The 20,568-nt window shown below is 61.2% G+C and carries 13 protein-coding genes; 10 read left to right on the top strand and 3 right to left on the bottom strand.

The genetic code is table 11. From position 1 onward, the window contains the following. Window positions 1-17: 17 nt before the first annotated feature. From HDE72_RS14860 to HDE72_RS14870, 3 genes are all read left to right on the top strand, one after another. Window positions 18-4,721, top strand: coding sequence for an NAD-glutamate dehydrogenase domain-containing protein (locus HDE72_RS14860; RefSeq protein WP_183742224.1), 4,704 nt, complete (start codon window positions 18-20; stop codon window positions 4,719-4,721). Next, window positions 4,721-5,737, top strand: a complete 1,017-nt coding sequence (locus HDE72_RS14865) for a succinylglutamate desuccinylase (RefSeq protein ID WP_183742226.1) — start codon at window positions 4,721-4,723, stop codon at window positions 5,735-5,737. The genes HDE72_RS14860 and HDE72_RS14865 overlap by 1 nt, the downstream gene beginning before the upstream one ends. Before the next feature lie 124 nt (window positions 5,738-5,861). Beyond that, window positions 5,862-6,371, top strand: a complete 510-nt coding sequence (locus tag HDE72_RS14870; protein WP_183742228.1) for a DUF1993 domain-containing protein — start codon at window positions 5,862-5,864, stop codon at window positions 6,369-6,371. Window positions 6,372-6,373: 2 nt separating this feature from the next. Here HDE72_RS14870 and HDE72_RS14875 read toward each other — a convergent pair whose 3' ends face one another. Then, window positions 6,374-6,931 carry a glycine zipper 2TM domain-containing protein gene (locus HDE72_RS14875; RefSeq protein WP_183742230.1) on the bottom strand — a complete coding sequence of 186 codons (558 nt, stop codon included), beginning with the start codon at window positions 6,929-6,931 and terminating at the stop codon, window positions 6,374-6,376. Window positions 6,932-7,111: 180 nt separating this feature from the next. Between HDE72_RS14875 and HDE72_RS14880 the strand changes: the two genes are divergently transcribed. The 6 genes from HDE72_RS14880 (at window position 7,112) to HDE72_RS14905 (ending at window position 15,914) form a co-directional block, all read left to right on the top strand. Beyond that, window positions 7,112-8,224: an NADH:flavin oxidoreductase/NADH oxidase gene (locus tag HDE72_RS14880; RefSeq protein ID WP_183742232.1), complete on the top strand. Its 1,113-nt coding sequence runs from the start codon at window positions 7,112-7,114 to the stop codon at window positions 8,222-8,224. Window positions 8,225-8,377: 153 nt separating this feature from the next. Then, complete coding sequence (locus tag HDE72_RS14885) at window positions 8,378-9,931, top strand: ATP-binding cassette domain-containing protein (RefSeq protein WP_183742234.1); 1,554 nt, start codon at window positions 8,378-8,380, stop codon at window positions 9,929-9,931. Between the two features lie 191 nt (window positions 9,932-10,122). Beyond that, a complete protein-coding gene (locus HDE72_RS14890) occupies window positions 10,123-10,584 on the top strand; it encodes a RidA family protein (protein WP_183742237.1) in 462 nt (153 codons plus the stop codon). Between the two features lie 135 nt (window positions 10,585-10,719). Continuing rightward, on the top strand, window positions 10,720-12,150 hold the full coding sequence (locus HDE72_RS14895) for an amino acid permease (RefSeq protein ID WP_183742239.1): 1,431 nt from the start codon (window positions 10,720-10,722) through the stop codon (window positions 12,148-12,150). Window positions 12,151-12,447: 297 nt separating this feature from the next. After that, window positions 12,448-13,914, top strand: a complete 1,467-nt coding sequence (locus HDE72_RS14900; protein ID WP_183742241.1) for an amino acid permease — start codon at window positions 12,448-12,450, stop codon at window positions 13,912-13,914. Between the two features lie 62 nt (window positions 13,915-13,976). After that, complete coding sequence (locus HDE72_RS14905; protein ID WP_183742243.1) at window positions 13,977-15,914, top strand: S9 family peptidase; 1,938 nt, start codon at window positions 13,977-13,979, stop codon at window positions 15,912-15,914. Between the two features lie 10 nt (window positions 15,915-15,924). Here the strand turns inward: HDE72_RS14905 and HDE72_RS14910 are convergent, their stop codons facing one another. Both HDE72_RS14910 and HDE72_RS14915 read right to left on the bottom strand, forming a co-directional pair. Continuing rightward, window positions 15,925-18,075, bottom strand: a complete 2,151-nt coding sequence (locus tag HDE72_RS14910) for an FUSC family protein (RefSeq protein WP_183742245.1) — start codon at window positions 18,073-18,075, stop codon at window positions 15,925-15,927. Between the two features lie 84 nt (window positions 18,076-18,159). Further along, the gene (locus HDE72_RS14915) at window positions 18,160-19,848 is read right to left on the bottom strand and encodes a M14 family zinc carboxypeptidase (protein ID WP_183742247.1); all 1,689 of its coding nucleotides are present in this window, start codon (window positions 19,846-19,848) and stop codon (window positions 18,160-18,162) included. Between the two features lie 152 nt (window positions 19,849-20,000). Here HDE72_RS14915 and HDE72_RS14920 point away from each other — a divergent pair, with 152 nt between their 5' ends. Then, window positions 20,001-20,546 (top strand): hypothetical protein, encoded by a 546-nt coding sequence (locus tag HDE72_RS14920; RefSeq protein WP_183742249.1) that lies wholly within the window; start codon window positions 20,001-20,003, stop codon window positions 20,544-20,546. Window positions 20,547-20,568 lie beyond the last annotated feature (22 nt).

Raw genomic sequence — 20,568 nt, forward strand, 5'->3', positions numbered from 1 at the left:
CGTAATGGAGATGCAAGATGAATCAAACGCCACAAGATTTGCGCACACAAACGCTGGAGCTGGTCAATAAGACTGGCAGCGTTCCTGCGCCTGTTGTTCAACTGGTACAAGCCTGGCTGGACTCGCTCGACGCCGAAGACCTGGCCGATATCGCGCCCGAAAGCCTGGCGCCCGTGCTGGTCGACGGCTTTACGCAGGCGGCGCAGCGTACCGGCAGTGGCTGCCAAATCGCGACTTTGCGCTACGCCGATGGCCGTGGCGGCACGGCGAGCGCCTTGCTGATCCTGAACCAGGACATGCCTTACCTGGTCGACTCCATCGTCATGGCCATGCGCCGCCAGCATCTGGCCGTGCGCGGCGTGATGAATACCGTGCTGCCGGTGCGCCGCGCGGCCGACGGCAAGGTTGAAGCCGTGCGCCAGGCAGGCGATCCGCTCGAATCATATGTACTGTGCTTGCTCGATGAAGAACTGACGCCTGAAGCCTTGGCTGCGCTGGTTGCCGCGATAGACCTGGTGGCGCGCGATGCTGCCATCGTGCGCCGCGATGCCGGCGCCATGAGCGATCGCCTGGCGTCTGTCGCCGCCACTGCGGCACAGCAGGGTGAAGAGGGCGCGGAAGTGGCTGCCTTCCTGGAGTGGGCGCGCAGCGGCGGCTTTGAAGTATTCGGCTATGCCTATTACCGCGTCAAACCAGGCGTGCGCGAACTGGAACGCGATATCCCCAGCCGCGTCGGCGTGCTGCAGGATACGGCCCACCCTGTCTACGGCAGCTGCCTGGCCAATATCCCCGGCGATTTCGATACGCTGTCCAAGCGCGAGTCGGCGCTGTCCATCGTCAAGGCCGACGTGGCCGGCACCTTGCACCGCGACCAGCAGCTGGACTTCATCGGCGTACGCGACACCGACGCGCAAGGTGCGATCCTGGGCGAGCATTGCTTCGTCGGCTTGTTTACCCGTGCCGGCAATTCCACCCCGCTGGCGGCGTTGCCATTTGCGCGCGGCCGCGTGGCCAAGGTATTGAGCCTGGCCGGCGTGCGCCAGCAAGGCTTCCGCGCTGAAAAATTCCGTGAAATCCTCGAATCGCTGCCGCGCACCGAAGCGCTGGAAGCGGATCTCGACTGGCTGGCGCAAGTATGCGGCGCCGTCGTCTCGCTGTACAAGCAGCCACGCACCAAGGTCTTTGCGCGCCGCGACGTGTATGCGCGCCACCTGAACGTGCTGGTCTACCTGCCGCGCGAGCGCTATAGCGCCAGTGTCGCTTCCAGCCTGGCCAAGGCGCTGCAACGCAGTTCGGGCGCCACCCACGTCAGCACGCAAACCCTGGTGGCCGACGGCCCGCTGGCGCGCGTCTACCTGATCGCCCATGCGGCGCGCTACCCGCTGGACCTGGAAACGGATATCGAACAACCGCTGCTGGGCGTGCTCGATGGCTGGCACAATGGTTTTTCCGCCGTGGCCGACGCCGTGCCCGACGTGGCGCTGCGCACCCGCTTGCGCAAACTGTGCGCTACCCTGCCGCTCGATTACGTGGCCGCTACCGCGCCCGCCGTGGCCGTGCGCGACCTCGACACCATCTTGCGCAATGGCGATCCGGCGCACATTTCCGCGCGCATCGAGACGGGCGACATCACGACCATCCGCCTGTACTCGGCCAACCGCGTGCCATCGCTGTCGACCATCTTGCCTGCGTTGCATAATGCGGGCGTGGCGATCGACCGCGAACAAACCTATTCGATTTCGTCCAGTGAAGGCACGCGCTACTACGTCACCAGCCTGACGGTCGATGCCGCCAGCGCCGCGAAACTGGCGCAGCCGGAAGTGGTCGCCGTGGCGCAGGAACTGTTTGCCGCCCTGTTCAACGATAGCGCCGAAGATGGCCGCCTGAATGGCCTGGTCATCGAAGGTGGCTTGTCGACCCGTGAAGTGCAACTGGTGCGCGCTTATACCAGCTACTGGCGCCAGACGGGCAGCCGCTTCTCGGTGCGCTATATTGCCGAAAGCCTGCGCAAGCAGCCTGCCCACGTCAAGGCTTTGGTTGATGCTTTCCTGCAGCGCTTCAATCCTGCGCTGTCCGGCGAGCAGCACGCGGCCGCGCTGGCGTCGCTGGCCACCATCAAGGCTGGCCTGCCATCGATCAACCATGCGGACACCGAAGAAATCCTCGGCGCGCTGGCCGATCTGATGAGCGCCACCCTGCGCACCAACTACTTCCAGAATGATCAAGCCGGCGACAAGATCATCTTCAAGTTCGATACCAGCAGCCTGGCGCTGGTGCCGGAACCGCGTCCTTACCGCGAAATCTTCGTGTTTTCGCGCCGCTTCGAAGGCGTGCACCTGCGCGGCGGCCCGGTGGCCCGTGGCGGCTTGCGCTGGTCTGACCGCATGGAAGACTACCGCACCGAAGTACTGGGCCTGGTCAAGGCGCAGATGGTGAAGAATGCCGTCATCGTGCCGGCTGGCGCCAAGGGTGGTTTTGTCTGCAAGATGATGCCGCAGGACGCTGTGCGTGAAACCATCGCGGCCGAAGGCGAAGCCGTCTACCGTCTGTTCATTTCCAGCCTGCTGGAAGTGACCGACAACCGTTCCCTGGGCAATATCGTCCCGCCAGTCGACACGGTCTGCTTCGATGAAGCCGATCCTTACCTGGTGGTGGCGGCCGACAAGGGCACGGCGACCTTCTCCGATATCGCCAACGGCATCGCCGTGCAGCGCGGTTTCTGGCTGGGCGACGCGTTTGCCTCGGGCGGCTCGAACGGTTACGACCACAAGAAACTGGGCATCACGGCCAAGGGCGCATTCGAAGCGGTGAAACGCCACTTCTATGAAATGGACCACAACCTGAACACCACCCCGATTACCATGGTCGGCGTGGGCGACATGTCGGGCGATGTTTTCGGCAACGGCGTGCTGCTGTCGCGCCAGCTGAAACTGGTGGCTGCGTTTGACCACCGCCATATCTTCCTCGATCCGACACCGGATGTCGCGATCTCGTTTGAAGAGCGCGCGCGCCTGTTCGCCTTGCCGCGTTCTTCGTGGGATGACTACAACAAGGAACTGATCTCCGCTGGTGGCGGCGTGTATGCACGCTCCTCGCGCACGATCGCGCTGTCGCCTGAAATCCGCGCTGCGCTCGATATTAGCGAGACCTCGCTGGCGCCGGAAGAACTGATGCACCGCATCCTGAAAGCGCCGGTCGATCTGTTCTACAACGGCGGTATCGGTACTTACATCAAGGCGTCCACGGAAAGCCACGCGCAAGTGAAAGACCGTGCGAATGACCATATCCGCGTCAACGGCAATGAGCTGCGCGTGAAAGTGGTGTCTGAAGGCGGCAACCTCGGCGCGACCCAGGCGGGGCGTATCGAGTTCGCGCTGGCGGGCGGGCGCATCTTCACCGATGCGATCGACAACTCGGCTGGCGTGGATTGCTCGGACCATGAAGTCAACGTGAAGATCTGGCTGGACGTAGAAGTCAACGCCGGTAAATTGTCCGAAGCAGACCGCAACCGCGAGCTGTATGCGATGACGGACGATGTGGAACGCCTGGTCTTGCGCGACAACACGCAGCAGACGCATTTGCTGGTGCGCGAATTGCAGGCGCAAAGCGAGAGTCCGGTACAGGATGGCTACGCCGCCCTGATCGCCAGCCTGGAAGAAGAGGGCGCGCTGTCGCGCGAGCTGGAGCAACTGCCATCGGTGGCTGAACTGGCGCGCCGCAAGCTGGACGGCCGTGGCCTGACCACGCCGGAACTGGCAGTGGTGATCGCCAACGTGAAAAACCGCTACAAACGTATCCTGTCAGCCCTGCCGTTGACGGACGCAAGCTGGGCCGAACCCGTGCTGAAGCCTTACTTCCCATCCTTGCTGGTGGCCACCCGTTCTGCGCTCGATCACCCGCTGGCCAACGCCATCCTGGCGACCGTGCTGGCCAATGAAGTGGTCAACCGCTGCGGTCCATTGATGCTGCGCGACCTGGCCGCCGAACATGGCGTGGACGAGTCGGCCGTGATCCTGGCCTGGGGCCAGGCATGGGTGGCCTTGAACCTGGCGCCGGTGTTTGATGCGCTCGATGCGGATGCCTTGACGATTCCACGTGCAGTGTCCATCAAGGTCGATGCACAAACGCGCGCACTGCAGCAAACCATGATCGCCGGCGTGCTGGCTATCCCGGCCGAGCAACTGCGCGGCGCTGGCCTGGCTGAGCTGACCCGCTTGTTTGGCGCGGAAGCCAAGCGCGACTTGCTCAAAGCTGTCGGCATCAAGTCGGAAGCCGCGCTGGTGCCTGGTTTGAGCCCAGCCTTCGTGCAAGCGTGGGATGCGGTCGATGCGCTGGAAGTCGTCGCCGGTTTCCTGTTCCCGGCCTTGTCGGTACAGCGCCCAGCCTCGATGGACCTGGCAGCCTTTTTGCAAGTGGGCCTGGCCCTGCGCAGCCAGGCTGGTATCGATACCCTGGAACGTGGTTTGAAACTGGCTGCCTCCGGTAAATCGCAGGAACAGTTGCGCAGCTATGCGCAGCACGCCCTGCGCCGCACCCAGCAGCGTTTGTTGACGCAGGTGCTGGCGCGTGCCGATGCAGGTGCAGGCCAGGCGGTCGATGCGGTCACCGGTGCGCTGGGCTTGTCGGCCTATGTGGCGGCGACGGAACTGGAGCAAGCCATGCTGGACGTCTGGACCCTGTCCGAGGCGGTCAATAAGGTCACGACGGAAGCGGCCGTGTAATGACGCAAGACGCCTTTCAAGGTGCACAGTCCGGCGGCTTGCCGCCGGCCGTGCAGGCGCTGGCCGAAGCAGACTTCAGCGCCGTGGCGCGGCTGTTTGCCGACGCCGGTTTCGCCGTGCTCCTGCCGGCGCCCGGCATGCTGCAGGTCAAGCATGCCAGCGCCGATCTGCATCGGCCCAGCGTGGCCGTGTCGGTTGGCGTGCATGGCGACGAGACGGGGCCGATCGAAGTGCTGGCCTATCTGCTCGACGCCTTGTCGCGCGATGCGTCGGCGCTGGCGGTCGACTTGCTCGTTTGCGTGGGCAATGTCGATGCGATCCGGGCTGGCAAGCGTTTCATCGACGCCGACTTGAACCGCATGTTCCGTCCCGTGCGCGGCGCGCTGGCCAGCGCTGCGGAAGCGGCGCGGGCTGACGACATGATCGCCGCCACCAGCGCGTTTTTCAACGGCGCCGGTCCGGTGCGCTGGCATCTGGATTTGCACACGGCCATACGGCCTTCCGTGTATCCCACCTTTGCCATCGTGCCAGACCTGGTGGCTGACGTGGCCAAGGCACAGCTGATCGATTGGCTGGGCCAGGCGGCTATCGGCGCCATCATCATGAATCCGCAATCGGCTGGTACTTACAGCTATTACTCGGCCGAGCATTTTGGCGCGGCCGCCAGCACGGTGGAGCTGGGCCGCGTGGGCACTTTGGGGCAGAATGATTTGTCGCTGTTCGACGAGGTGTCGCGCTCGCTCGATGGCTTGCTGCGCGGCGCCCCTGCGCAGCCCATCAAGGCGGCTGCCCATGTGTTCAAGGTGGCGCAGGAAATCATCAAGCACAGCGATGATTTCCGCATGGCTTTTGACCGCAGCACGCAAAATTTCACGGCCCTGCCGCAGCATGCGCTGATCGCCACGGATGGCGATGTGCGCTATACGGTCCAGCATGCGCAAGAGCTGGTGGTGTTCCCGAATCCGGACGTGCGCGTGGGCTTGCGCGCGGGCTTGATGGTGGTGCGCGTTTCCTGATTTTCTTGCGCTCCAAAACTGTGTGGCGCCGACCGGGCTTACCTGGCCGGCGCCATTTTTTCGTGCGCGTTGATTGTCGCTGCCTCGGGTACACTGGCTCATCATCAATTCTGAGGAGTCAGCCATGTCCGTATCCATGTATCAGGCAACCGTCCCCGTGTTTATCCGTGGCTTGCGCGTGGTATCAAACTTGCTGGAAAAGGCGCAGTCGCATGTCGAGGAAGCGGGCATCGTGCCCGAGATCGTCTTGGGCGCGCAGCTGGCGCCCGATATGCTGGATTTGACGGCGCAGGTACAGCGCGCCAGCGATACCTCAAAATTGTCCATCGAGCGCCTGAGCGGCGTGGCCGCACCCCGGTTCGAGGATAACGAAGTCTCGTTCGAGCAATTGCAGGAACGTATCGCCAACACCATCGCCTATATCGACAGCATCAACGCAGGCCAGCTGGCTGGCAGCGCCCAGCGCGAGGTAGTGTTGAACTGGAGCGATGAAGGCAAGAAGTTCTCGGGCGACGACTACCTGCTCAGCTTTGCCCTGCCCAATTTCTATTTCCACGTGACCCTGATCCACGCCATCTTGCGCAACAATGGCGTGGTGATCGGCAAGCTGGACTTTTTAGGCCCTTACGACTGAACTTAACGCTGCGGCTGTTGCACCTGGTTTTGCACTGCATTGCCCAGCATGCCGCCGCCGATCACGCCAGCCACCGTCGCCAGCGCCTTGCCGCGGCCACCGCCTACATGATTGCCCAGCAAGCCGCCGATGACGGCGCCAGCACCGATGCCCACGTAGTTTGGCTGTGCTGGCGCTTGTGCCTGCACAGGCTGCTGCTGGTTCACCGGTTCGCGGTAGCCATTGTCATTATTGTAGGCAGGTGCTGCTTGTGCCACTTGCGTATGGTGCACCACTCGTTTGTGCACTACCGGCGCTGGCTCAGGCGCAACTTGCGCGAGCACTGGCGCTGCGACAGGAGCCGCTACCGGTGCCGCCAGTGCCGAGGCGCTGGCTGCTGTCATGGCGGCCACGTCGGCAGGATTGGCTGAGGCTGGCGCGGTGGCGCTGTGCGAGCTCGGCAGCCAGCCGGCCATGGCGGCGACGCCTACCAGGCTGGCGACGATGACGGAAACGGCAGCGCCTGCCACCAGTGGGTGGATGCGGCTGGCGGTAGCGGTGGTAGCGACGGTGGTATTCATATGCTTTCCTCGGGTGTTGTTGTTATTGATGTGTTCAGATTAACGGTAGCGTTTCCTCCAAGCTAGATGCGCGCGTGTATCAGACGTAAGCAGGTGTAAGTTGCCCGCATGAATCACCCGCTGCCGACCCGCTTTGATAAAGCGCAGTAGAATCAACATTCCCCCATGCCGGAGTCATCCATGAGCCACTTATTCACGCCCTACGCCCTCGGGCCCTTGTCGGTGGTCAACCGCATCGCCATCGCGCCCATGTGCCAGTATTCGGCCGAGAATGGCAACGCCACCGACTGGCATATGATTCATCTGGGCCACCTGGCGCTGTCCGGCGCTGGTCTGCTGATGACGGAAGCGACGGCCGTGTCGCCGGAAGGGCGTATCTCGGCCGATGACCTGGGCTTGTGGTCGGACGCCAACCAGGCGGCGCTGGGGCAAGTAGTGCAGGCGATCCGCCGCCACTCACCGATACCATTGGTCGTGCAACTGGGCCATGCGGGCCGCAAGGCGTCGAGCCGCGCGCCATGGCAGGGCGGCGCTTGCGTGCATTTGTCCGAGGGGGGCTGGCAAACGGTGGCGCCATCAGCGATAGCGCATGCGCCCGGTGAAACGGTGCCAATCGCGCTCGACGAGATGGGTTTGCTGCAAGTGAAGGGCGCTTTTGTTGCCGCAGCGCAGCGCGTGCATGCGCTGGGCATAGAGGGTATCGAATTGCATGCGGCCCACGGTTATCTGCTGCATCAGTTTCTCTCGCCACTGTCGAATCATCGCACGGACGCGTATGGCGGCAGCCTGGAAAACCGCATGCGTTTTCCGCTGGAAGTGCTGGAAGCGGTGCGCGCGGCTGTGCCGGCCAGCATGGCGGTAGGCATGCGCATTTCTGCCACGGATTGGGTAGCTGGCGGCTGGGAAATCGAACAAAGTGTCCGTTTCGCGCAAGAGGTAAAACGCCTTGGCGCTGATTTTATTCATGTATCGAGCGGCGGCATTTCACCGCAGCAGCAAATACCGCTGAGTCCTGGCTATCAGGTGGCGTTTGCCGAACGCATCAAGCACGAGGCCGGCTTGCCGACGATTAGCGTAGGCTTGATCACCGAAGCGCAGCAAGCGGAAGATATTATCGCTGGCGGCCAGTCCGACATGGTGGGACTGGCCCGCGCCATCTTGTTCGATCCGCGCTGGCCCTGGCATGCGGCCGCCCAGCTGGGGGCGCAGGTGCAGGCGCCGCCGCAATACTGGCGCTCGCAGCCCCGTGAATTGAAAGACCTGTTCGGCGACACGACTTTGGGCCAGCGCTGAACTCGTCAGCTCTGCTACACTGAGGCTTCACTACCTAACACTTCCAGGACGAATCGACATGCGCCATTGATACTGCCGTGCTGTGCACGGCCCAGCCCTTCCCGCCAGCGCTAGCCGCTGCACGGGTCCGCTTGCCTTGTACTGGGAGTATGCATGCCTGCCGTATTACAACTCGACCGTCTTTCCCATGTCTTGCCCGATGGCAGGATTTTATTTTCCGATCTGCAATTTACTTTTGCCCCGCACCGTATCGGCCTGGTCGGCGATAACGGCGTGGGCAAGAGTGTGCTGGGCCGTTTGCTGGCGGGCCAGGAAAACAGCATGCATTACGTGCCGCAAGACCTGGCCCCCGAACGCTACCCGACGGTGGCGGCCCTGGCCGGCGTAGCCACCGTGCTGGCCGCGCTGTCGCGCATCGCTGCAGGTTCGCTTGATCCCGACGATTACGCGCTGGTGGGCGATCGCTGGGATGCCGCCGCCCGCTTGCGGCAGGCGCTCGACGAGATTGATTTGCCGCATGTCGGCCCCGATACCGCCACAGCGACTTTGAGCGGTGGCGAACGCCAGCGTATCGCCCTGCAGGGTGCCTGGCTGTCGCAGGCCGACTGGCTGCTGCTCGATGAACCGGGCAACCATCTCGACGCACAACAGCGTGGCCGCCTGGTGGTCCAGATGGCGCGCTGGCCGCGCGGCTTGCTATTGATCAGCCATGACCGCAGCCTGCTGGCGCATGTGGACGAGATCGTTGAATTATCGGCCCAGGGCTTGCGCAGCTATGGTGGTAACTACGATTTTTACGCGCAGCAGCGGGCGCTGGAACAGGCAGGCTTTGCCGCCGCCTTGCAGTCGGAAAAAGCAGGCGCCCGCCGCGCCCGGCGCGAGGCGCAGCAGCAGGCGGAACGCCAGCAAAAAAGAGTGGTGCGCGGCGAGCGGCAAGGGCGGGAAGGCAATCAAAGCAAATTGCTGCTCGACGCGAAAAAAGAGAAAAGCCAGGCTAGCCAGGGCCGGCTGCGGCTGCGCGCGCAGGAGGCACAGCAAGCGCGCCGCGTAAGAGTGCTGGACGCCAGCGCCCGTTGCGCGCCCGACGCTGAGCGCTTGTTGCTGGCGCCCGACAGTGTGGTGCCGAATGGCAAGCTGATGCTGGAGTTGCATGATCTGGTCTTGCCGCATGGGTCAGCACAGCCTTTGACCCTGATCCTCAGCGGGCCGCGCCGCCTGGCCGTGACGGGCAACAACGGCAGCGGCAAGTCGACCTTGCTGCGCGTGATCGCCGGGCAATTGACGCCAGCCAGCGGCGAGCTGCGTTGCCATGCGCGGCTGGCCTGGCTGGACCAGCATGCGGCTGGCGCTGATGGCGACTTGAGTGCGATTGCGCGTCTGCAAGCACGCAATAGCCTCCTCAGTGAAGGCGAATTGCGCACCCGGCTGGCGCTGCTGGGCGTCAACGGTGCGCGTGCCACCGTGCCCAGCCGCTTGCTCAGTGGTGGCGAGCGCATGAAAGTGGCGCTGGCGGCGGAACTGTACGCGCAGGCGCCGCCGCAACTGTTATTGCTCGATGAACCCGATAATCACCTGGACCTGGCCAGCTTGCAAGCCTTGGCGCAGATGCTGCGCTTATACCGGGGCGCCTTGCTGGTGGTGTCGCACGACCAGGTATTCTTGCAGGAATTGATGCTCGATGATGCAGGTATCCATTTGCTGAAATAATAATTGAATCAAAAAATTAAGCGGTTATAAAGCAACAGTATGATGCGCGTATCCGTACTGGATCCAGTTTGATTGTCGGTATAATCCACTGAATAACCACGTCTATTTGTGAACTAAAACTGGCGGTTCACCAATATGATGTTATTTAGTATTGTACGGTTGTCATTTATATTGTTTCTTGGAGAAATAGCATGTCGTTTTACGAAAAACTCAAAGCCCTCAACATCGAATTGCCAGTCGTTGCCGCGCCAGCTGCCGCGTATGTCATGCATGCGCGCACGGGCAACACCGTGTTCCTGTCCGGCCACCTGGCCAAGAAGGATGGCAAGATCTGGGTAGGCCAATTGGGCAAGGACGTCAGCACCGAAGAAGGCAAAGTGGCTGCCCGTGGCATCGCCATTGAATTGATCGCTACCCTGCAAGACGCTTGCGGCGGCGACCTGAACAAGGTCAAACGCATCGTCAAGGTCATGAGCCTGGTTAATTCCACCTCGACCTTCACGGAGCAGCACCTGGTCACCAACGGCGCCTCGGAACTGTTCGTGGAAGTGTTCGGCGACAGCGGCAAGCATGCCCGTTCGGCCTTTGGCGTGGCGCAAATCCCCTTGGGCGCTTGCGTCGAGATCGAACTGATCGCAGAACTGGCCGAATAAATAAACAACTGACCTGACGGTCTGACTACGCGTCGGCGCTCAACCGCCGGCCAGCCGCACCATCCCCCATGCAAGAATGGAACCGCCACGGGGGCGGGTGCGTCGTTACATCGAAAAAATCACGGAGACACGGTAATGAAAACGAGTGAACACAGCTTGCACCGCGGCCTGGGCGAGCGGCAGATACGCTTGATGGCGCTGGGCGCGGCGATCGGCGTGGGCCTGTTCCTGGGCTCGGGCAATGCGATCAAGATGGCCGGTCCCGGCATCATGCTGTCCTATATTATTGGTGGCGCGGTCATTTTCATGATCATGCGCGCCCTGGGAGAAATGGCCGTGCACAACCCTGTCGCAGGCTCCTTCAGCCGCTATGCGCAGGATTACCTGGGCCCGCTGCAAGGTTATCTGACGGGCTGGAATTACTGGTTTTTGTGGCTGGTCACTTGCATCGCAGAAATTACCGCCGTCGCCATTTACATGAGCATCTGGTTCCCCGGCGTGCCGCACTGGATCTGGGCCCTGGCTGCCTTAGCTTCCATGGGCGCCATCAACTTGCTGGCCGTGAAAGCCTATGGCGAGTTTGAATTCTGGTTTGCCCTGATCAAGGTCGTCACCATCGTGCTGATGATCATCGGCGGCGCCGGCATGATCATCTTTGGTTTCGGCAATGGTGGCGTGGCCATCGGTATTTCCAATCTGTGGACGCACGGCGGCTTCTTCCCGAATGGCGCGCAAGGCGTGCTGATGTCGCTGCAGATGGTGATGTTTGCCTACCTGGGCGTGGAAATGATCGGTTTGACGGCGGGCGAAGCGGCCAATCCGAAAAAATCGATTCCTGACGCCATCAATTCAGTGTTCTGGCGCATCCTGATTTTTTATGTCGGCGCACTGTTCGTGATTCTGTCCATCTATCCATGGAATGAAATCGGCACCACCGGCAGTCCTTTCGTGATGACGTTTGAACGCCTGGGCATCAAGACGGCGGCCGGCATCATCAACTTCGTGGTGCTGACGGCGGCCTTGTCGTCGTGCAATGGCGGCATCTTCAGCACGGGCCGCATGCTGTACAACCTGGCGCTGCAAGGCCAGGCGCCGAAGGCATTTGCCGAAACGACCAGCAGCGGCGTGCCGCGCCGCGCCATCATGGTGTCCGTGTTTGCGCTGCTGATCGGCGTGTTGCTGAACTATCTGGTGCCGGAAAAAGTGTTTATCTGGGTTACCTCGATCTCCACCTTCGGCGCCGTCTGGACCTGGGGCGTGATCCTGGTAACGCAGATGCAATTCCGCAAGACCTTGAGCCCGCTGGAAATCAAGAACCTGGCTTTCCGCATGCCGTTCGCGCCCTATGGTTCCTGGATTTCGCTGGCTTTCCTGGCCCTGGTGATCGGCCTGATGGCGTATTTCCCCGATACCCGCGTGGCCCTGGTGATTGGCCCAGCCTGGTTGGTACTGCTGACCGTGCTGTATTACGCACTGGGCTTGAAGCCGAAAGACTTGCGCGATGAAGTACCGCAAGGTTATGAAGCAGGCTGGCCGCCCGTTGATGCACCGCAGCACAAAAAATAAGCATATCTGAATAGTTATGCCCGGGCGCGCCCCTGCTTTTGCAGCGGCGCGCTTTTTTATTTCTACTCAGCAATATTGCTATTATTCTGCAGCGCCTGCCCTGTTTGTCGTGCGTTGCCAGCGTTGTATCCATACATCAAAGTTCTGTTTGGCTGGATCGGCGAAAGCCCTATAATCGCTTAGTTTTGAAAATGGACACGATGTTTCCAGCTTGTTGGCAGACAGGGCCGGAATGCCAAATCGTGCGTTTTCAGTTGTCATGCCGATGTGCATGTCCTATAAGAAGAAGGATGTCTAGTGAGCCTAACCCTGGTCCAGAAACTATGCCGCACCAAGCCGATCGATACCACGGTCGACCATGGTGAAGGCCTCAGCAGCAGCGGCTTGAGCCGTTCCATCGGCCTGTTTTCCCTGACCATGATAGGCGTCGGCGCCACCATCGGCACGGGTATTTTCTTCACCATGGTCGAAGCCGTGCCCAAGGCGGGGCCATCGGTCATCCTGTCTTTCCTGATCGCCGCCGTCACGGCCGGCCTGACGGCCCTGTGTTATGCGGAACTGTCGTTCCGTATCCCCGCCTCCGGTTCTTCCTACTCGTTTGCCTATGCCACCGTCGGCGAATTCCTGGCCTTCATCATGGCCGCCTGCCTGCTGCTTGAATATGGCTTGGCGGGCAGCGCGGTGGCCATCGGCTGGTCGTCTTACCTGAATAACTTCCTGCAAAACGCCTTCGGCTGGCATATTCCGGAAATGCTGCGTTCGCCCATGATTGTTTCCGGCCCGCATGGCCTGGAATTTAATCTGGGCCACATCAACCTGCCGCCCATCTTCCTGGTCGCCATGTGCGGTTTCCTGCTGTTGCGCGGCGCCAAGGAATCGGCCCTGATGAATGCCATCATGGTCTTGATCAAGCTGGCCATCCTGATCTTTTTCATCGTGGTCGCGTTTTCCGGTTTTAACGCCGACAACTTCTTCCCATTTTTCAATGCCGACAATAGCAAGGGCTTTGCCGGCATGACGGGTGTGACGGCAGCGGCCGGCACCGTATTCTTCTCGTTTATCGGCTTGGATACGGTGGCCACGGCCGGTGATGAAGTGAAAAATCCCCGGCGCAATGTGCCACGCGGCATCCTTGGCGCCTTGCTGATCGTCACCGTGTTTTATCTGCTGGTGGCCGTGGCGGCGCTGGGCGCGCAACAGGCCAAACTGTTTGACGGCCAGGAAGCGGGCCTGGCAGTGATCTTGCAAAACGTCACCGGCAAGGCCTGGCCTGCGCTGGTATTGTCGGCCGGCGCCGTGATTTCCGTCTTCAGCGTGACGCTGGTGACGATATATGGCCAGACGCGCATCCTGTTTGCCATCAGCCGCGATGGCCTGATTCCGAAATCGTTCCAGAAAATCCATCCACGCACCCTGGTGCCGGTCAGCAATACCATCATGGTGTGCCTGGTGGTGGCCGTGGTGGCCGGCACGGTCGATGCTACTTATTTGTGGGATATGGTCAGCATCGGCACCTTGACTGCCTTCATGGTGGTGTCGATTGCCGTGCCGGTGCTGCGCCGCAAGCAGGGCAGCAACCGCATCGAAGGCTTCAGCGTGCCCTTCGGCCCGTATGTGATACCTGGCCTCAGTGTGATGGCCTGCCTGTACATCATGCGCGACTTGCCGCACACCACGTTTGTTGTCTTCGGCTACTGGATGGCCGTCACGATTGCCATCTACTTTCTTTACAGCATACGACACTCGCACCTGGGCAAGCAGTAAGCTATATTTTCAAAACCGCCGCGCCTGCCGGCGGTTTTTTTATTGATGATAGGAGTTAGAGGATGAAAATAAGAACTTTGGCTGTACTGGGTAGCGTGTTGCTGGGTACAGCCGCCCAGGCTGCACCTGCGCAGAGTCCGGTTTTGCGCGATTACCGCGCCGTGGCCTTGTCCGGTAATGGACAGCGCATCGCCGCCATTGAGGCAAACTCTCGTGGCGGCCAGCTGCAGCGCCCGCACGGCACCATCGTCGTGCGCGACGCGGCCAGCGGCGCCATCGTGCAGCAATTCGATCCTTGCGCCGCATGTTCCTACGATAAACCGAGCTGGTCGCCAGAAGGCAAGCGCCTGGCTTTTATCGGCTACGACAGCAAGGCAGGCAAGGCAAGCTTGTACCTGGCCAGCCTGGAGCAGGCCCAGCCCAAAGCATTGCTGAGCGTGCAAGGCGTGGCCAGCACGGCCCGCTGGTCGCCCGACGGCAAGCAACTGGCCTTGCTGGCCACCGTGGGGGCACGCAAGCTGGCCGGCGCGGTGGAAGCGGGCGCGCGCCAGGTGGGAGAAGTGGGCAGTGAAGACGATGCGCAGCGTATTGGCGTGGTGCCGGCCAGCGGTGGCGAGCTGCGCCTGCTGTCACCTGCCGACACCTATGTCTATGAATACAACTGGACGCCCGATGGCCATGGCTTCGTGGCGACTAGCGCGCAAGGCAATGGCGACAGCAACTGGTGGGTTGCCAAGCTCAGCCATATCGATGCAGCTACGGGTGCCTTGCGCGTGATCGCCGCGCCCGCCATGCAAATGAATCTGCCATCGGTGTCGCCGGACGGCAAGACGGTGGCCTTTATCGGCGGCCTGATGAGCGACTTTGGCTCGGTCGGCGGCGATATCTACACGGTGCCGCTGGCTGGTGGCACGCCGCGCAACCTAACGCCCGACTATCGCGGCACCTTCAATGGCGTCGTGTGGCGCGGCCAGGGTTTGCTGGCCACCGCCCTGATCGACTCGCAACTGGCGCTGGTGCCGCTCGATGCAGAAAAAGGCCCGGCTGAACCGCTCTTGCTGGGCCCTATCAGCAGTGGCGCCGCTGACGGCCGATTGTCGTTCAGCGCCGATGGCAAGCTGGCCGCTGCCGCGCAGGAAGATTTTCTGCATGCATCCTATCTGGTGGCTGGCCCGTGGCAGCAACTGAAAAAGATTACGCACGACAATGAACAGTTTGCGCCGCAAGTGAGCGTGCAGAATGTGGGCTGGAACAATGAAGGCTACAAGGTGCAGGGCTGGCTGCTGGGACCGGTGAAGGTCGAAGCGGGCAAGCAATATCCGATGATCGTCAATGTGCATGGCGGCCCCGGTGCTGCAGCCTCGCCACGTTATGTGGACGCCAGTTCGCAGATCCGCGAGTTCACTGATCAAGGCTATTTTGTCTTCCTGCCCAATCCACGCGGCAGCTTCGGTCAGGGCCAGGCATTTACGCGCGCCAATATGGCGGACTTTGGTGGGGGCGACTGGCGCGATATCCTGGCCGGTATTGACGCAGCGCAAAAAGTAGCGCCCATCGATGGCCAGCGCCTGGGACTCATCGGCCATTCCTATGGCGGCTTCATGACCATGTGGGGCGTCACGCATAGCGACCGCTTCAAGGCGGCGGTGGCAGGCGCGGGCGTGGCGAACTGGATCAGCTATTACGGCCAGAATGGCATCAACCAATGGATGATTCCTTTCTTTGGCGCTTCCGCCTATGACAATCCGGAAGTCTACCGCCGCGCTTCACCGATCGAATCGATCAAGGCGGCCAGGACGCCGACCCTGATCTATGTCGGCGAGCGCGACGTGGAAACCCCGGCCGCCCAGTCGCTGGAATTCTGGCATGGCTTGCGCGCCATGGGCGTGCCATCGTCGCTGTTCATCTACGATGGCGAAGGCCACGCTTTCCGCAAGCCCGAGCACCAGCGCGACTTGCGCCAGCGCACTCTCGCCTGGTTTGAGCGCTATCTGAAATAAACGTGCTGCTTTAGCGCGGCGAAGTAATATGCACGATCGCCGCGCTATGGATCACGATCTTGTCCGCATCTGCCTGCAACAAGCGGATGCGGCGCTGTACCAGAGGCCAGCCGGACCAGGCCCCATCGGCGTGGATCGGCGCCGGCTGGGTAGCCAGCGGCGTGCTGATGGCTGCCGTGTTGTCCAGCTGTTCCAGCGCGCGCGACAGGGTCAAACATACTTGCGTATGGCTGTGCGTCAAAAGCGCATTGACTTGCGTGCCGGGCAATTCATGCTCGTGGCGTCCCAGGATGGAGCGCAGCGCCGCCACGTGGGCCACCAGCAAGTAGTTTTGCACGATGAACAGGTTGATGTCTTCCACCGCCCGCTGCTTGCTGGCCGGTTCATCGAGCATGCGCACCAGCGCCGAGCTGAGCGCGGCCAGGCTATCCATCAGGCGCTTGCGCTCGATGCGGTAGGCAATATCATCGAACGTTCTTCCCTGCAATAACTCGAAACTGGCCTGCATATAAGACAGGTTGACGTTCAGCACCTGGCGCACCAGTCTTGGCAGGCTTTGATATTCCCAGCTGGCCAGCACGAAGCTGAAGATGGTCGCCACCACCGCGCCGATGAAGGTGTCGATCAGGCGTTCCGTCACCAGATGCGGGTTGGTCGGCGCCACCAGGTGCAGCTGCAATAAGATCATCAGGCTGACGGCAATCGCCGTATAGCGGTAGCGCAGGTAAATAAAGGTGGGCATGGCCACCACGGCCAGGAACAAGATCGCCATCAGCACCATGTCGCTGTGGACAAAGCGGATCACCAGGGCCGTGAGCACGCAGCCGATGATGGTGCCGATGATGCGGTCGGCCCGGCGCTGGCGTGTCATGCTGAAGGTGGGCCGCAAGATGATGACGATGGTCAACACGATCCAGTAGCTGTGGGCCGCGTACGGCAGCCAGTGGGCAATCGCCAGGCCCGCGCAAATGGCCATCGAGACGCGCAGCGCAAAGCGGAATACGGGTGACTCCATGCGCATGCTGGCAAACAAGGTGGTCAGTTCGTATTTTGGTTGCGACAAAAACGGCGCCATGTCGGCGCCGCGCCAGAAGGGCACGTGCTCGGACACTTTCTGGCTCGCCACATGCAAATCCGCAATCATTTTCAAGAGTGCGCGTATCTTGTTGCGCTGGGCGCGCAAGGTTGCCAGTGCTTCCTGCGCGCTCTCCCCCTTGGCTTGCAAGCGGGCAATTTCTGCTTCGATCTCGGCCCATTCCTGCTCATACTGGATTTGCGCATACGAGGCGCGCTTGCGCGTGACGGCGTAAGCCACCGATTCGATATCGCGCGCCGCCTTGTAGGCCAGGTCGTGCAGCGACTTCAACACATCGGAGTCGGCCAGGTGCTGGCGCAGCAGCGCGTAATCGGTGTGGGTGGACAAGATCAATTCGTACAAGTCCAGCATGCATACATGCACTTGCACCACGATGGCGTCCTTGCTGTTCTTGTGGCTGCGCAAGATCAAATCGCGCGACGCCTGCTGGCGGTCGGCCAATATGCTCTGGTGGCGCACCAGCTTGTTGAACTGTTCGGTCAGGTTGAAGCGCGTATCGTAGAAATCAGCCTTGATATCGATATACGTGGCCAGTTCGAACAGGGCTTCGGCCAGCACTTGCTGCTTGATGCGGTGGCGCAAGAACCAGGCCACAGCCATGGCGTAGGCCAGGTAAGCCAGGCCGCCGAGCATGAACAGGCCCGCATGGTGGAAGGCTTGCTGCCACGTCATTTGATGTTCCATCGACATGGTCATGATGAACAGGGCCGCCAGTTGCAAGGGCATCGATTTCTTGCCATACACCACCATCATGCTGGCGAAGAAACTGACGATCACCAGCACCGCCATCAGCAGCCACGGCACTTGCGCACACAGGCTGATCAGCAGGGTGACGGCGCTGCACAGCAGTACCGAGGACAGCATCTCATTGAATTTGTGGCGTAATGGACTGGGCATGTCCATCAGGGTGGTGCACAGGGCGCCGATGCAGACCGTCATGGCGGTATTGCTGTCGCTGATGGCCAAAGTCAGCAAGGTCAGGCCGATCAGGCCGAAGGCCACCCGCAAGCCCAGATAAAAATAGTGGCTGTAAATAAAGGTGCGTAGATTGAGTGCGTAGTGCATGGGTACCTTGTGGGCAGACCAAAAAGAAGCGCCGCACCGGGGTCTCCGGTGCAGCGCCGTGTTACCGCTCATCTGGCCCTGGTTTTACACTAGGGCAATGACCGGATAACGCCGCCATTCAGGCTCGGCGAAGCGCTGGCAATGCTCAAAGATGAAATCAAGCACGGCTTCCTGATTGCTCAGCAAGGCCGGGTTGGCCGCTTTCCACTCGGCGAATTTGGCTGCCAGCGCAGGTTCATCGCGCAGCAGTTCGGACGCCATGTCTTCAAACACATAATCGGAAAACGCTTCTTTTTTCTCCAGCACGCTGTTGAAGAAACCCCAGCGGAAGAAGCTGTCGTGCGCTTGCGGTTCCAGCGTTTCCACGGCGTAGCGGGCATTGTCCTGGTCCAGCGGGATCAGGTAGTCGCCAGCCTGCAAGATGAATTGCCCCGTGCGCGCTTCGACTTCCACCTGCTCGTGGAACATATGGCCTTCGTAGGCCGTGGCCCGCGTGCCGACGGAAGCGATATGGTAGTAGCGCGCCGTTACCGTCTGTTCTTCGATGATGCGGTGCATTTCGACGCCGTTCCAGCGCAGGCGTTCGATCACTTCGCGCCAGGCTTGCGGCACCACATACGATGTCGGCGCCGGCACCACCACATCGGTATCGAAGCGGTTGTAATAGGCGATATCGCGTTCCCACGGCTGCGAGCGGTCGTACGACAGGCGCTGGTAGTCGCCCAGTACGCTAGGCGTGTATTTGGCGGCATACCCCTTGAAGCGGAAGGTCGATGGTTGTTCCTCGTTCATCTTCCAGCTGACGGGCCAGGCCGCTTGCGTGCGGCCAGCCGCCTTGGCTTGCGCGCGCAATTGCTTTATCTGTTCGCCGTGCTGCACGGTAAACGCCATGGTGATGTCGAGCAAGGCGCGCATCGAGGCGTAGCGGTCGGCAAATGGTTTGAGCATATGCGTTTCCGGCATGAAACCGATGACGTTATGCAGGGCCGCAAAACCGGTCGAGAAGCGCGGTACTTCGAGGAATTCGGCGATGCCGTGGTCCGGGCTATCCTTGACGGGATTGACATACGGGCAAGTCGGCCAGCCAGCCTGTTCCATGTGCGCAAAGATATGCGGCAGCATGGTGTCTTGCAGGAAGGGGCCCAGGCCATTGCCGAGTTTATCCGTCTGCGTGTGGATCAGGGTCATGGTGTAGGGGTAGTCGGCGCCGTTCGACGTATGCGTGTCGACCATCACGTCCGGGTCCCAGTTCGTCAGCAGGCGATTGAATACTTGCGCGTTCAGGCTGTCGCACTTGATGAAATCGCGGTTCAAGTCCAGGTGGCGGCTATTGCCACGGAAACCGAATTGCTCCGGGCCTTCCTGGTTCACGCGCGAAGTATTGGCACGGTTCAGGCTGCCGTCGACGTTGTAGATCGGCACGAACAGCAAGACCGTCTTGCCCAGTGCGGCCAGGCGCGCCGGTTCCACGCACAGGTCGCGCACGATGGCCATGCAGGCATCGATGCCTTCCGGCTCGCCCGGGTGGATGCCGTTATTGTTGAAAAAGACGCTGCGGCCTTCGCGCTTGATTTGCTCGCGGTCGAAAACGCCGTCTGCGCTGACCACGCCAGCGTGGATGGGTACGCCCGAGTCGGACAAGCCGATCTGTTCGAAATGCAGCACTTGCGGGTAGCGTGCGGCGAGTTCTTTATAGAAAGTAATGCATTCCAGCCAGGTCGTGGTCTGGTTATGGTTACCGAGTTCGTATGTTGTGCGCAAATCTGATGGCATGGCGGTGTGATTCCGGAAGGCGTGAAAAGCGCGCTGGGTCAGCACGCCGGTAAGATGGTAATTGTAGCACCGGCCCCCGGCCTTGATGTGTGCTAGCGCTCTGTGCCCTGACTTGTGCTATGTATGGACAATATTGACTCTGGGGAGACATCATGTGGAGCAAAGCGGCAATGGTCATGTGCGCTGGCATGCTGGCAGCGGTAGCCAGCGCCGCGCCCGAGGGCGGCAGCGTGGTGGCGGTGGCGGACGGGGCTTTGATACGCTACCGGGGCTGGCTGCTGGCGCTCGACGGCGCGCAAGCCGCTACGGCCGCCGATGTGCGACTGCTGTCGGCCAGCGGCGCGCAGGCAGCCAGGCTCGTGACCGGTAAACTTCAGCGCGACTTGCCCGTGTGGACTGTCTTCGAGGCGGCCAAGGATGGCACGCGCTTGCGTATCACCGCGCTGCCGGGACTGGGCGCCAGCGGGCCGGCGGCTTTGCTGCTCGATTTTGGCGCCGGCGATTACCGCATTGTGATACCTGCCAGCAGCCTGGCGCGTCATGAACATGGCCTGCTGGCGCAACATTATCCTGGTGCCGACCTGGCCTTGCTGTTGCAAGACAGCAAGCGCGTGATGCTGCCGCTGGGTACTGCTGATACACAGGTGTTTGGCCAGGAGCAGGCGGCGCCCTATCTGTTCAGCAAAACAAAACGATAGGCAAAAAAAACCACTCCCGGGG

This window comes from Janthinobacterium saanense (genome assembly GCF_014200675.1).
Taxonomy (GTDB): Bacteria; Pseudomonadota; Gammaproteobacteria; order Burkholderiales; family Burkholderiaceae_D; genus Janthinobacterium.

Bases quoted from the DNA above. Each gene is read 5' to 3' on its own strand.
- HDE72_RS14905 (WP_183742243.1), top strand. From the start codon at position 13,977: ATGAAAATAAGAACTTTGGCTGTACTGGGTAGCGTGTTGCTGGGTACA.
- HDE72_RS14880 (WP_183742232.1), top strand. From the start codon at position 7,112: ATGAGCCACTTATTCACGCCCTACGCCCTCGGGCCCTTGTCGGTGGTC.
- HDE72_RS14910 (WP_183742245.1), bottom strand. From the start codon at position 18,075: ATGCACTACGCACTCAATCTACGCACCTTTATTTACAGCCACTATTTT.
- HDE72_RS14860 (WP_183742224.1), top strand. From the start codon at position 18: ATGAATCAAACGCCACAAGATTTGCGCACACAAACGCTGGAGCTGGTC.
- HDE72_RS14885 (WP_183742234.1), top strand. From the start codon at position 8,378: ATGCCTGCCGTATTACAACTCGACCGTCTTTCCCATGTCTTGCCCGAT.
- HDE72_RS14895 (WP_183742239.1), top strand. From the start codon at position 10,720: ATGAAAACGAGTGAACACAGCTTGCACCGCGGCCTGGGCGAGCGGCAG.
- HDE72_RS14890 (WP_183742237.1), top strand. From the start codon at position 10,123: ATGTCGTTTTACGAAAAACTCAAAGCCCTCAACATCGAATTGCCAGTC.
- HDE72_RS14875 (WP_183742230.1), bottom strand. From the start codon at position 6,931: ATGAATACCACCGTCGCTACCACCGCTACCGCCAGCCGCATCCACCCA.
- HDE72_RS14920 (WP_183742249.1), top strand. From the start codon at position 20,001: ATGTGGAGCAAAGCGGCAATGGTCATGTGCGCTGGCATGCTGGCAGCG.
- HDE72_RS14915 (WP_183742247.1), bottom strand. From the start codon at position 19,848: ATGCCATCAGATTTGCGCACAACATACGAACTCGGTAACCATAACCAG.
- HDE72_RS14865 (WP_183742226.1), top strand. From the start codon at position 4,721: ATGACGCAAGACGCCTTTCAAGGTGCACAGTCCGGCGGCTTGCCGCCG.
- HDE72_RS14870 (WP_183742228.1), top strand. From the start codon at position 5,862: ATGTCCGTATCCATGTATCAGGCAACCGTCCCCGTGTTTATCCGTGGC.